Source organism: Frankia sp. CgKIO3, assembly GCF_977946435.1.
This window is the reverse complement of the sequence record NZ_CDWTMO010000030.1, coordinates 1-12,376: the sequence shown is the minus strand read 5'-3', so window position 1 is coordinate 12,376 and position 12,376 is coordinate 1. Positions and strand designations below refer to the sequence as shown.

Below are 12,376 nucleotides of genomic sequence, written 5' to 3'. Positions count from 1 at the left end.
GCTGGCCTGAGATCACGGTGAGGGGGTGGGGACGGGTGTGGTCGGGAATCCCGGGACCGTGACGCCGGCATCGGTCGCCGGCTGGCACAGGGGAGTGGACAGGAGGGAGGAGTCCGAGGTGCCCGACGGCACCTTGGAACGGTCGGTCGGACTCGGGCTCGGTGACGGGAATACGGCGGGTACAGCCGGGGTACGCAGGCGCGAGATGATCTTCTCCGCATCGTCACGGCTGCCGGCGCGGATGCCTCGTCGGAGCTCCGCCTGATCGGGCTCCGCAACCTCCGACAGTGGCTGATGACGGGAGAGCACCACCGAGGACAGCGGAATGCCCTTCACGCCCTGGAAGAGGGCGACGTGTTCGTCGTCGACGCCGACATAATACTGCCCGCGCACGTAGGTCCACCCGGCCGCAGCACCGGCCACGATGAGCAAGAACACCACGGTGGAGACGAACAGGACCCGCCGGCCGGAGCGCCGTCCTCCGGATCCTTCCGGGTCGGAGTCGTCGCCATCGCCGTCGTCGTCGCCGCGATCGCTGGCCTGTGCCTGGCGGTCCCGCCGGTGGAAGCCCGGCCGACCGATACGGGCCGCCTTCGCCGCCGCGGACTCGTGGTCGGGGTACTGGGGATTCGGCCCGCTGCGGGCCGGCGACGCCCCGGGGACCGCCCGCTTCTCGGCCGCCGCGCCGGCCACGAGAGGATAAGGCTCCGCCTCGCCGTGGTCCTCCTCGATGTCGGCGACCACGACGGTGATGTTGTCCGGGCCACCGCCCTTGAGGGCCAGGTCGACCAGCTGGTCAACCGCCTCCTGTGGGGTGGGCAGCAGCAGCGTCTCGAGGATCGTCTCCTCGCTTACCACCCCCGACAGACCGTCGGTGCACAGCAAGTAGCGGTCTCCCGCGATCGCCTGGCGCACGGAGAGGTCGGGCTCGACCTCCCGACCGTCGAGCGCCCGCATCAGCAGCGAGCGCTGCGGGTGGGTGTTCGCCTGCTCGGGGGTGATCCGACCCTGGTCCACGAGATCCTGCACCAGGGTGTGATCGTGGGTGACCTGGCTGAGGACGCCGTCGCGCAGCAGGTAGGCCCGGGAATCGCCGACGTGCAGCACCCCGAGCATGTCACCGGAGGAGAGCACGGCGGTCACCGTGGTGCCCATGCCGTCCAGCGCGCTGTTCTCCAGCGACATCTCGCGCAGCTGCCGATTGGCGTCCCGGACGGCCTCGTTCAGCTCCGTCACGAGATCGTCGCTGTCGATCGCGTCGTCGAGACCCGCCAGGCGGGAGATCACCGTCGAGCTGGCGACTTCCCCCGCAGCATGACCACCCATGCCGTCGGCCACCGCCAGCAGGCGGAGCCCGGCATAGGCCGAATCTTCGTTTCCTTCCCGCACGTGCCCGACATCCGAGCGGACGGCGAAGTGAAGCCTGAGGCTCACCGGTGGAGCTCCAGGACCGTCTTCCCGATCCTGACCGGCGCGCCGAGAGGTACCGGCATGGGACTGGTCACCTTCGTACGGTTGAGGAATGTGCCATTGGTCGAGCCCAGGTCCTCCACGAACCACTGCCCGTCGTGGGGCACGAGTCTCGCATGCCGCCCGGATGCGAAGTCATCCTCGAGGACCAGGGTCGAGTCCTGTGCCCGTCCGATGGTGACAGGTGCCGTTCCTAGCGGGATCGTTGTGCCGGTCAAGGGACCTTTGGTCACCACGAGTTTGCTAGGTGTCTGTGGCTTGCGTGGAGGTTGGGGCGGGGTGCGCGGCGGCGTCGGCCGGACCATGGGGGGCGGCTCGCGCCGCTGCTGACGCTTAGTGTGGCCGAACATATCCAGCCGGACGGCGCGCACGGCGACCAGAACGAATCCCCAGAGGAGGGCAAGGAATCCGATCTTGACAACCAGCAGTACGAGTTCGCTGGGCTCGGTGGGGTCCATCGGGCGCTACCAGCCTCGATCCGATCTGGGTCGGTCACGTCGACCATCCCCGCCGGGAGGCTCCGCGGCGGCGCGGCCGGGGAGGTCCGTGTCGGCGTCGTACACGTCGTCGAGGGATTCGAGCCCATCGGACGGCGAACCGGAGCCGGGCCGGCGGCCGGGATTGCTCGGCTCGCGGTAGGGGTCGGCGCGCCGTGCAGGGTCGGATCGCCGTGCAGGGTCGGATCGCCGAGGAGCGTCGTCGCGTCCCCCACGCCCGTCACGGGGATCACGGTGATAGGGGTCACGACCGCCGCGGTCGCGCGGCTGGTCGTAGCCGTGATCCCGTTCCGGTGTCCGGTCTCGGTACGGGTCCATCCGGTTCTGGTATGGATCGTCCCGGTACCCCGGCACACCGCGCCGATCACGATCGGCGTGCGGGTCGACGCGGCCGGCGCGGGGCGACGAGCCGCGCCGGTACGGGTCGTCCGGGGCGGGCGTGGGACGGCGGTCCGGCGGGATGGTCTCCCGGCCCCCGGCCTGGGCCGGCGGAGGTGTCCCACGGGCGCCCGCGCGCGCCGGGCCATTCCCCCGTCCGTCCTCGCGACGGAAGATGATCGTCGCGGTACCGAGTTCGATCTTGTCCCCGTTGACCAGCTTGACCTGCGTCGCCGCGCGACCGTTGACCAGGCTGCCGTTGGTGGACCCGGCGTCGACGTAGAGGAACTGCCCGTCGGGAAGCCGGCGTATCTCGCCGTGGCGACGAGACACACCGGTGTCGTTCAGGCGGATGTCGCACTCGACGCTGCGGCCGATCACGGTCGTCGCGGCGTCTAAGGGATACTCCCGTTCCCCTCCGCCCGTGGGCCCTCCCGGGGCCTTCGTGGTGATGACGAGGTGCGGGGTGCCGGGAGCGCCCGGTCGGGGAGGGCGTGCGCGCCGTCCAGTCACCGCTCCCGGGTCCGCGGCGGCCACGCTGCTGCGGATCCGGAAGACGCCGACATCGAGATCGGTGGCCTCGGACATCCGCACGGACACCGGGCCGACGAAGGTGTAGCGCTGCTCGGCCGCATGCTCGCGGACCATCTCGGCGAGCTCGTCGCACAGTGCCCGGTCGTAGGGGGAGAGCCGGGCGAAGTCGCCGCCGGCGAGCTCGACGGCGAACTCGTTGGGCACCAGCACCCGGTTCGAACTGACCGCCCGCCGATCGTCGGTTTCCCGGGCCAACGCGCTGGCGATCTCGACGGGCTCGACTCCGCCCTTGAACACCTTCGCGAACGCACCCTCGACGAGGCCGCCCAGGCGCCGTTCGAAGCGTTGTAGCACGCCCATGCTCGACCTCCCTTCTCCCGGTCTGTGAGATCGTATGCCCCCGAGCGCGGACGTCCCACGGCTCGGCAGTTTGGCATGTTCGCGACGGGCCCGACCCCCCTCCGTGAAGGACATCTCCGGCGTGGTAGCGTGTCGTCTGGCCGAGAGATAGTCCCACTCGGGCGAGTGGCGGAATGGCAGACGCGCACGGTTCAGATCCGTGTGTCCTAGCGGACGTGGGGGTTCAACTCCCCCCTCGCCCACGCAAGTCCTTGGCGGCGCGTGCTGCGCCGTTGGGGCTTTTCGTCATGCTGGCCGGGGGGCCGACTCCCCTCGTTGCGCCTTCGGCGCCGCCTTGGCTGGGTGGGTGGTTGGGGCCGTCGGCGTTGTTGCGGGGTGCCGGGGGCCGAGCCCCCCCGAACTCCCCACGAGTCCTTGGCGGCGCGTGCTGCGCCGTTGGGTGGGGCGCGGGCGTCCCCTCTCCGGCAGCGGAGAGGCTCAGCCGGCGGGGCTGCCCACCGACGGCGGGGAGGCGTCCTCGATGCGCACCGCGTAGTCCTCGATCACCGGATTGGCCAGCAGGGTTGAGGCCAAGTGCTCGACCCGGGCCAGGACCGCGCCGTCGAGGTCCGTGCCCTCCTCCAGCTCCAGCTCGAAACGCTTGCCCTGGCGGACCCCGACGATGCCACTCACGCCGAGGCGCGGCAGCGCAGCGAGCACCGCCTGCCCCTGCGGGTCGAGAATCTCCGGCTTGAGCATCACATCCACCACAACCCTGGTCACACCCGCGGACACTACCGGTCGAGCGGCGTATGAGCCGGATCTCGCCCGCCCGGGGCGTACAGATCGTACAGATCTGGTAGGCGATCTCGGATAATGCGGGCTTCCCGGGGAACACGGCCCTTAAGCTTGGCCGGTGTCGTTCTGGCGGGCGCCCGTCCCGGTCGTCGGGTTCGATCTCGATCTGACCCTGTTGGATGCCCGGCCCGGGATCCGGGCGACCTTCGCCGTCCTGTCCGCTGAGACCGGGGTGGCGGTGGACGCCGAGACGGTCGTCGCCCGGCTTGGCCCGCCGCTGGAGACGGAGCTCGCCCACTGGTTCCCGCCGGCCGATGTCACGGCCGTGGCGGCCCGCTACCGCGAGCTCTATACGGTCCACGCGGTGCCGGCGTCGCTGTCGATGCCGGCCGCGGTAGCCGCGGTGGAGGCGGTGCGGCGGCTCGCCGGCCGGGTGGTGGTCGTCACCGCGAAGAGCACGGCACTGGCCCGGGCGAGTCTGGACCGGATCGGCATCACCGCCGACGTGGTGGAGGGAGCCCGGTTCGCGCAGGCGAAGGGCGAGGCACTGCGCGCCCACCGCGTGGACATCTTCGTCGGTGACCACGTCGGCGACATGGTCGGCGCCCGCGACGGCGACGCTCTCGCCGTCGGGGTCGCCACCGGGCCCTGCTCGGCCGCTGATCTGCTCTCCGCCGGCGCCGACGTCGTCCTCCCCCGGCTGGCTGACTTCCCGCCCTGGCTGGTCGACGAGGCCCGGCGCCGACGACAGCAGGGCTGACGCCGCGACGCGGTCGACGCGGTCGGCCCGGCCGGGGCCCGCACCCCCGGCCGTGAGATCAAGGAACTATCGGGAACGGGTGACGGGGTCTGTCCGCGGACCGGTGCCGTCCCCGGGGGCCCCGTGGTCGGGCGGATGTGGGTTGTTCACGTAGAGATCGGGATCGCTCTCCTCGGGAATCCGGGATCGGGCGGCGGCGAGAACCCCCACCAGCGCCACGGCGAACCCGATGGTCAGTCCGCCGCTGGCGACGGCGTTCAGCCAGATCGGCAGATTCTCGGCGCCCAGGAAGAAGGGGATCACCGCCGCCACCGTGGCGACCAGACCGGTTCCGAAGAGCACGGCCCCGACCCGGACCAGCCGATCCGCCCAGGTCACCGGCGGCGGGGTCCCGACCGGAGCCGTGGCCTCGTTTACCGCACCGTCGGCCACGGGTCCGGCCTGCCCGGACGAGGGTTTCGCCGACACGTGCGACAGCCTACGAGGACGTGTGCCGAACGCGGGCCAGGCCACCATCACGGGAGAGGGGCTCACTCGACAGCCGATCGCTACCGAAGACGCACGCGACGTGCGGCCGACGGATAGCCTGGGAATCACTCATCTTCCGTTGCGTTGTCCTGCCGTTACACAGAACGAGGTCGCCCGTGCCCACCGGCAAAGTCAAGTGGTTCGACGTCGACAAGGGCTTCGGCTTTCTCAGCCGGGACGACGGCGGCGACGTCTTCGTGCACAAGGCCGCCCTGCCCGCCGGGGTCGACCGGCTGAAACCCGGCGACCGGGTCGAGTTCGGCGTCGCCGCCGGGCGGCGTGGCGACCAGGCACTGTCGGTCCGGCTGCTGACCGCCCCGCCGTCGGTCGCCAAGGCGGCTGCCCAGGCCGCGCGGCGCAGTCCGGACGAGCTGCACAGCATGGTCGAAGACATGATCAAGGTGCTGGACGACGTGCAGCGGGACCTTCGTCGCGGCCGGTATCCCGACCGGCGGACCGCCCAGCGGGTCGCCAAGGTCGTGCACGCCGTCGCCAACGAGTTGGAGGTCTAGGCCGGCGGCAGGAAACTGACCCGTCGGCCGCACCCGGTGCACACCGCGACCTGGGCGCCAGGTTCCTCGTCGGACGCCGCCAGGTGGGTCCATCGAATCCGCTGTTCCCATCACATCAGCGACACCGACCGAGCCAGCCACATCAATCAGGATCCGGGCATGAGCCGAGATCGAGCCCTTCATCAGATTGGCCACACTGGTACGCACCGGTTCACGATGCCTCCTCGGTTGCGGCCTCATCCGCCGCGGCCTGCGTGCCGTGGCGGCAACACATTGTCGGGGAGCCGACCGGTCCCGTCGGCGGGGAGCCCGCGTGCGACTGGAAGCGTTGGCAGTGCGGCAGACTGCAAACGTAGACCAGACCGAACCATGAGCAGCCCCGCAGCCGGCCGCGGTGGCATCGCCGAGGGCCGTCCCACCTCCGCTGATCGGCGGAGGGCACGGATCGGCGGTCGGAACGGGGCGTCGGATCGGGATTTGAGAGGCATTCGTGTGACAAGCAGTGGACAGCGATCGTGATCACAGCCGTGCGGTGCTGACCGTGGCCGACAACGCCGCACGCATGGGTTCCGGCCGCTCCGAACCAGGTGATCCGCTCAATCCACACGAGCCCCGGTCGGTCGGCCCCTATGTTTTGCTCAGCCGGCTGGGGGTCGGCGGCATGGGCACGGTCTACCTGGCGAGGAACCGGGCCGGACGGCGGGTTGCCATCAAGGTCATCAGACCGGATCTGGCCGCCGACGAGGAGTTCCGCCGCCGGTTCCGGGCCGAGGTCGAAGCGGCACGCAAGGTCGCTCCCTTCTGCACCGCCGAAGTCCTGGACGCGGATCCGAATGCGCCCGCGCCGTACCTCGTCACCGAGTTCATCGACGGGGTCCGGCTGGACATGCAGGTCGACAAGGGCCCGCTGACCTCGTCGACCCTGACCGGACTGGCCGTGGGGGTCGCGACGGCGCTTACCGCGATCCACAGCGCAGGCCTCGTCCCTCGGGATCTCAAGCCCAGTAACGTGATGCTCTCACTGTCCGGGCCACGTGTGATCGATTTCGGGATCGCGCAGGCCCTCGAGGGCGCGAAGGCGAAGCCCACGGCATGGGGCTTCGGCTCCGCCGGGTGGATGGCGCCCGAACAGGTGCACGGCCAGCCCATCGGTCCGGAGGCGGACGTCTTCGCCTGGGGCATCCTCATCGCCTACGCCGGTACCGGCCGCCACCCGTTCGGCGACGGTACGGACATCGACCTCGGCACGCGCATCGTCGGGTCCGCCCCGGACCTGCGTGGTCTGCCGCAGCCGCTGGTCGGCCTGGTCAGCGCGGCTCTGGCCAAGCATCCCGACGACCGGCCGAGCGCCCGGGACCTGCTGCTGCGGCTCATCGCGCAGCCACCCTCCCGCGGTACCGGTGCCATCGGCGAGGCGATGGGTCAGGCCGAGGAGCTCCTGAGCCGAACCGGCGAGGTGCCCCGCGCCGCGCCGACCCGGATCGGCGCGGCGACCTCGGCTCCCGCGCGTCAGGTCCCCTGGAACGCGGGCGCTCCCGCCGCCCGGGCGGGCCAGGGACCGGGACAACCACGCCAGGCACCACCGGGGCAGCCCGACGCGCACAGCCCGATGGGACGCCCCGGCCCGCGGCCCGCCCAGGTAGGCGCCCGCCCACCCGCGCAGCTGGGCGGGCGGATGGGCGGGCAGGTCCCCGGCGCACCGCCGGGGCCGTGGTCCGGCCAGGCTCCCGATCAGCACGGGCCGGTACCGGGTGAGCCCGGCGCACCGTACCCGCCCTTCGCCCAGCCGCCGGCGGCCCGCGGGCTCGATCGCAGGCGACTCGTCTGGATCGCCGCCATCGTCCTGAGCGCGCTGATCGCCATCGCGGTCGTGGTCAGCCTGCCCGGAAAGACCGGAAAGAGCGGCCAGAATGGTTCCGCGGAACAGCTGGCGGCCACAACCGCCCCGTCGCGCTCCACCGGTCCGAGCACGGCATCGGGTTCGGCCAGCGGCCTGAACCGCCCCGTCACGGATGGCCAGCTCGAGTTCATCGTGGATTCCTTCCGGTGCGGGCAGACCAAACTCGGTGACGGACTGCTCGCTCGGCACACGGACGGCCAGTTCTGCCTGGCCCACGTGACCGTGCGCAACCTCGGCGACTCCACCCGCACGCTGGTGACCTCATCCCAGTTTCTGTGGGACGGCGGCGGCGGCCGGCACAGCGCCGATTTCCTCGCCCGCCTCCAACTGAGTAACGAGGATCTGTGGGATTCGATCAACCCGGGTGACCTCAGGGCGGGCACCATGGTCTTCGACATCCCGCGGGAGGCCACGGCCCAGGAGTTGGAGTTGCACGACAATCCGGTGAGCGGAGGAGTCCGCGTTCCCGTCCCCTGACGGTGGCCGACCAGCCCGGCGGGCCGATTTCCAGTTAATGTCACCCTCGATCCGAACGGACCCGAAGCGGGGCGAGCACCCCCCACGGGTTCCGAACCGTCGAGGTGGGGAGTCCGGTGCGAAGAAGCGGTGTCGGTCCAGATCGTCGCGGACCCGGTCGACCCGGCGGAGCCGCGGCCCTCGCCGTCCTCGCCCTCATCGCCGGCCTGACCGGTTGCAGTGACCTTTCCGACCAGACCGGAACGTCCAACCAGGTTGGTGCCCCGACCGCCAGCGGCTCGGCGCTGAAGCTGCTCGCCACCCTTCCGATCAAAGAGGAGGACAACTCTCCCAGGTACCGCCGGGACGAGTTCGGGCCCGCCTGGTCGGACATCGACGACAACGGGTGTGACACCCGTAACGACATTCTGCGGCGAGATCTGCGCAGCACCACCATCCGCAGATCGGACGGCTGCACGGTGCTGACCGGTGAGCTCCGGGATCCGTACACCACCAGAATCATCCGTTTCGACCGTGGACGGGAACTCCGCCAGCGTGCAGATCGACCACGTCGTCCCCCTGGCGGATGCGTGGCGGACCGGCGCGCTCAACTGGACCGCCCGGGAACGGCTCCAGTTCGCCAACGATCCGGAGAACCTGCTGGCCGTCGACGGTCCCACGAATCAGCGCAAGAGCGATCATGACGCCGCCGAATGGTTGCCGTCGAGCCCGGGGGAGCAGTGCCCCTACATCGCGCGCCAAGTGGGATTGAAGGCCCGTTACCGCCTGTGGGTCGTCCAGGCGGAGGCGGACGCGATGCGCGCCGTTCTCCAGAAGTGCCCGAACCAGCCGGCACTGGGGCTGACCCCGAGCGGCTGACCGGAAGCCCGCGGCGCCGGGTCATCCGAGAAATGCGGAGTAGCCGGCGGAGTCGGCCCGGACCCGGCGGAGCCGGCCGGCGGTCCTCAGAGGACGGTGGGCGCGGCGCCGCTCTCGCTCACCATCGGGCGGCTGTGCGCCTGCCAGGAGAGCATCCCGTCGGTCAGGTTGCGGACCTGCCAGCCACCCTGCCTGAGGTAGTTGGTGACGGCGGCGGACCTGCCGCCCGAGCGGCACACCACGACGACCTCGCGTTCCCGGGGAACCTCGTCGAGCCGGGCGGCCAGTTCACTCATCGGGATGTGCAGCACGCCGGCGATGTGACCGGCGGACCACTCGTCGGGCTCCCGCACGTCCACCATCAGCGGGGCACCGTCCGCGGAAAGCTCGACCGGTAGCTCCGCGACGCCGACAGCCGGTATCTGATCGGTACTCACGTCTCCATCCTGCCATCAGGACCCTCCGAGGGGGCTCGCGATTCACCGCAGCGGCCGCGGAAGCGCGGGGACGAGGTCGGCGTCGGCGGCGCGGGAGAGCAGGGCCTCGACGGCGGCGAACCCCTCGTCGCCGAGGTTGAGGCTGAACTCGTTGACGTACAGCTTGATGTGGGCGTCGACGACGTCGGGCGCCATCTCCTGGGCATGGGCGAGGACGTAGTCGGCGCTGGCGGCGGGATCGGCGAAGGCCGCGGCGACGCTCGCCCGCACCGCGGCGGACAGCGCCGGGCCGTCCAGCCCCCGGCGGGCGAGGATCGCGCCGAGCGGAATGGGCAGCGAGGTCTGGCCCTCCCACCAGTCGCCGAGGTCGACGAGCGCCGTCAGCCCATAGGACGGGTAGGTGAAGCGGGACTCGTGGATGACGAGCCCCGCGTCGTACGCGCCGTCGCGGACGGCGGGCATGATCTTCTCGAAGGGAAGCACGTCGGCGCTCGTCACGCCCTCGTCGGCCGCCCACAGCCGGAACAGCAGGTAGGCCGTGGTGCGGGTGCCGGGGATGGCGACCCGGGCACCGCGCAGGCCCGACCGCCCGGCGGTGAGGACGAGCGGGCCGCAGCCGCGGCCCAGGGCCCCGCCCGCCGTCAGCAGTTGGTACCCGGTGAGCAGCCACGGCAGGGCGGCGTAGGACACCTTGACGAGGTCGTCCCGCCCGTCGGCGGCCCGGGCGTTGAGGACGTCGATGTCGGCAAAGGCCACCGACACCTCGGGTGCTCCCGGGACGAGTCCGTGCGCGAGGGCATGGAAGGCGAATGTGTCGTTGGGGCAGGGCGAGATGGCGAGCGAGAGCGGACCTGGAAGGTTCGAGGTGGTCGCCCGGCCAGCACCCATCTCAGTGCTCTCCCGTCCCGTGGTGGCCGTTGTTCCCGTGGTGGCCGCGGGCACCCGGGTGCTCGGCCGGGATCGTGGTGGAGGCGTCGCTCGTGGTGGCCGCCGGTGCGGCCATCACCAGACCGTCCGGGTGGGCGACGAGTGCCGCGGCGGCCGTGCGGAGGCTGGCCAGCGCGACCGGCAGGTTCCAGTCGGACCGGTCCCGGCGCCCGACCGTGTTGCTGATGGTACGGATCTCCACCACCGGGACGCCGAAGGCCCGGGCGGCCACCCCGACGGCGTACCCCTCCATCGACTCCGCCACCGGGTCCAGCCGCTCGGTCAGCGCCGTGGCCCGACGTTCGGTGCCCGTCACCGTCGACACGCTGATCACGCTACCCGTGACGATCCGCCGCCCGGTGGCGTCGAGCACCGTGCCCAGGCGGTGGATGAGGTCCGGATCCGGGACCACCGTGGACGAACCGAGCCCGAGATCCTCCAGGCTCAGGAACGACCCCGCGGGGTTCGGCAAGTGGGCGGGGCCGCCGCGGGGTGCCGGCGCGCCGTTGCTGTGGAACCCGAGATTGCGGTCCATCTCGCTGATGCGGCCGATCAGCGGAGCGGGCGGTTCCTCGTCAAGGCCGGACTCCGCGCCGAGGTCGGCGGCGACGATGCGATCGGCGAGGACGATGTCCCCGATCTCCGCCCAGCCGCGGAACCCACCGCCGATCCCCATCGCCACCACCAGGCTGAACGGCTGCCCCGCCGCGCTCGCCACCGACATTGCCACCGCGGTGCCCGCCGCCGCGGCCGGGCCGCCGGTGCCTGCCGCGAGCACCGTCACCGGTCCGCGTCGCCGGCCCACGTAGGGGCCCAGGGTGGAGGTGGTGAGAAGCTGGCGGTCCCATTCGGGGGACACCAGGCTGCCCGGTCCGATGGGGGTTCTGGTCCGGCCGCGCGACCAGCTGCCCATCAGGCCGGCACACACCGCGTCCGCTTCGGCGGTCACTGCGGTCACGATCAGGGTGCGGCTCACGATCAGGTCCGGATCATAATCTGGGGACGTCCTCGTCTGTCGTCGCATACTGTCGGTCGATCCGCCCGAACACCACCGCACCGGACAGCTGGGTAACAGTACGGGGTTTTCGATGGGGTGCAAATCGGACTTGTTGCCGGATCTTAGCATCGCGGACGACGCTGCGTGGTCCCAGTGGGGAGGTATGGCACGCTGCGCGCACGGTGTATCCCCGTTCGGGGGCTGGTGTGCGTGGGTCGTTGGTTCCGGTCCGGCGGCGGAGCGGCCGGCGGTGGGTCAGGGCTTGAAGGTGACCAGGAACGGCCAGCTTCCCGACGCCTGGTCGCTGGAGCTGCCTGCCTCGGGAAGCGCGAACACCACGAGCAGGGCAGGCGTGTTCTTGGCGGGAACGTACCGGTAGTGCGTCTCGTTGATCTTGTCGGTCACCCGCTCCCTGCCCAGGACGAGGAAGTAGCCGCGGTCGGCGACCGACGTCGGCACGTCGATGTTGATGGCGTTTCCGGGCCTGACCGTGATGTGCGGCGGTGATACCGATTTCTGGATCACCGTCCCGTCCCACTCGTACTGCGCGGCGTTCGTCTGCACGAAGTGTCCCCCGGACTCCATGGTCACCAGGGGAGTCGGCCGCTCGCAGCCGCTCAGGCCGAGGCCGACGACGACCGCGGCGGCGGGAGCCACGGCGAGCCGCCGGAACGGGAAACGGCGGAGGAGGTGAGGCGTGCGCACGGTCGGAGGGTATCGCCGCCCGTGCGGTGGCGTCGCTCGTCGCCAGGGCCTTCAGCCCCTGGCCGGTGGGCACGGTGGCCCGGGTCACGTCGCTGGCGTGCCGGGTCAGTTCTGGCGCCGCCATCGGAGGCCGCGGGTCGTTCGTCGGCGGTCAGGCCGGGTCGGACCGGTCGGATCCTGGAGCGTCGCCGGAATGGGGAGTGGGGCCTGCCGCCACGGGTCGGCCGGTGGCAGCGGCGTCGACGCGGTCGCGTGGGCC

Annotated in this window: 12 protein-coding genes, 1 tRNA gene and 1 pseudogene; 5 read left to right on the top strand and 9 right to left on the bottom strand. The window is 71.2% G+C overall.

The annotated features are described in order from the left end of the window. Positions 1-12: 12 nt before the first annotated feature. The 3 genes from AC08OJ_RS05790 to AC08OJ_RS05780 are packed head-to-tail and all read right to left on the bottom strand — an operon-like array spanning position 13 to position 3,239. Entirely contained in the window at positions 13-1,434 is a 1,422-nt protein-coding gene (locus AC08OJ_RS05790) for a PP2C family protein-serine/threonine phosphatase (RefSeq protein WP_476595228.1), read from the bottom strand. Beyond that, positions 1,431-1,928 (bottom strand): FHA domain-containing protein FhaB/FipA, encoded by a 498-nt coding sequence (locus AC08OJ_RS05785; protein WP_476594155.1) that lies wholly within the window; start codon positions 1,926-1,928, stop codon positions 1,431-1,433. The genes AC08OJ_RS05790 and AC08OJ_RS05785 overlap by 4 nt, the downstream gene beginning before the upstream one ends. 6 nt (positions 1,929-1,934) lie before the next feature. Next, complete coding sequence (locus tag AC08OJ_RS05780) at positions 1,935-3,239, bottom strand: FhaA domain-containing protein (protein WP_476595227.1); 1,305 nt, start codon at positions 3,237-3,239, stop codon at positions 1,935-1,937. A gap of 159 nt (positions 3,240-3,398) precedes the next feature. Here AC08OJ_RS05780 and AC08OJ_RS05775 point away from each other — a divergent pair. Next, positions 3,399-3,481, top strand: a tRNA-Leu gene (locus AC08OJ_RS05775). A 235-nt stretch (positions 3,482-3,716) separates the two neighbouring features. Here AC08OJ_RS05775 and purS read toward each other — a convergent pair. Further along, the gene (gene purS, locus AC08OJ_RS05770; RefSeq protein ID WP_476594157.1) at positions 3,717-4,001 is read right to left on the bottom strand and encodes a phosphoribosylformylglycinamidine synthase subunit PurS; all 285 of its coding nucleotides are present in this window, start codon (positions 3,999-4,001) and stop codon (positions 3,717-3,719) included. A gap of 133 nt (positions 4,002-4,134) precedes the next feature. Here purS and AC08OJ_RS05765 point away from each other — a divergent pair, with 133 nt between their 5' ends. Then, positions 4,135-4,776, top strand: coding sequence for an HAD family hydrolase (locus AC08OJ_RS05765; RefSeq protein WP_476594158.1), 642 nt, complete (start codon positions 4,135-4,137; stop codon positions 4,774-4,776). A 66-nt stretch (positions 4,777-4,842) separates the two neighbouring features. Here the strand turns inward: AC08OJ_RS05765 and AC08OJ_RS05760 are convergent, their stop codons facing one another. Next, a complete protein-coding gene (locus AC08OJ_RS05760) occupies positions 4,843-5,244 on the bottom strand; it encodes a hypothetical protein (protein ID WP_476594159.1) in 402 nt (133 codons plus the stop codon). 176 nt (positions 5,245-5,420) lie between these two features. On the opposite strand from AC08OJ_RS05760, the gene AC08OJ_RS05755 reads away from it, so the two are divergent. The 3 genes and pseudogenes from AC08OJ_RS05755 to AC08OJ_RS05745 all read left to right on the top strand — a co-directional run bounded on the left by AC08OJ_RS05755 (position 5,421) and on the right by AC08OJ_RS05745 (position 9,051). Next, positions 5,421-5,816 carry a cold-shock protein gene (locus AC08OJ_RS05755; RefSeq protein WP_011438780.1) on the top strand — a complete coding sequence of 132 codons (396 nt, stop codon included), beginning with the start codon at positions 5,421-5,423 and terminating at the stop codon, positions 5,814-5,816. Positions 5,817-6,318: 502 nt separating this feature from the next. After that, on the top strand, positions 6,319-8,193 hold the full coding sequence (locus AC08OJ_RS05750) for a protein kinase domain-containing protein (RefSeq protein WP_476595226.1): 1,875 nt from the start codon (positions 6,319-6,321) through the stop codon (positions 8,191-8,193). A 116-nt stretch (positions 8,194-8,309) separates the two neighbouring features. Continuing rightward, positions 8,310-9,051, top strand: a pseudogene (locus AC08OJ_RS05745) (HNH endonuclease family protein). 86 nt (positions 9,052-9,137) lie between these two features. Here AC08OJ_RS05745 and AC08OJ_RS05740 read toward each other — a convergent pair. From AC08OJ_RS05740 to AC08OJ_RS05725, 4 genes are all read right to left on the bottom strand, one after another. Beyond that, entirely contained in the window at positions 9,138-9,488 is a 351-nt protein-coding gene (locus AC08OJ_RS05740; RefSeq protein ID WP_476595225.1) for a rhodanese-like domain-containing protein, read from the bottom strand. A 42-nt stretch (positions 9,489-9,530) separates the two neighbouring features. After that, positions 9,531-10,376, bottom strand: a complete 846-nt coding sequence (locus tag AC08OJ_RS05735; protein WP_476595224.1) for a 1,4-dihydroxy-6-naphthoate synthase — start codon at positions 10,374-10,376, stop codon at positions 9,531-9,533. Position 10,377: 1 nt separating this feature from the next. Next, entirely contained in the window at positions 10,378-11,391 is a 1,014-nt protein-coding gene (mqnB, locus tag AC08OJ_RS05730) for a futalosine hydrolase (protein WP_476594529.1), read from the bottom strand. A gap of 276 nt (positions 11,392-11,667) precedes the next feature. After that, entirely contained in the window at positions 11,668-12,117 is a 450-nt protein-coding gene (locus AC08OJ_RS05725; RefSeq protein WP_462188143.1) for a hypothetical protein, read from the bottom strand. Between the last annotated feature and the right edge of the window lie 259 nt (positions 12,118-12,376).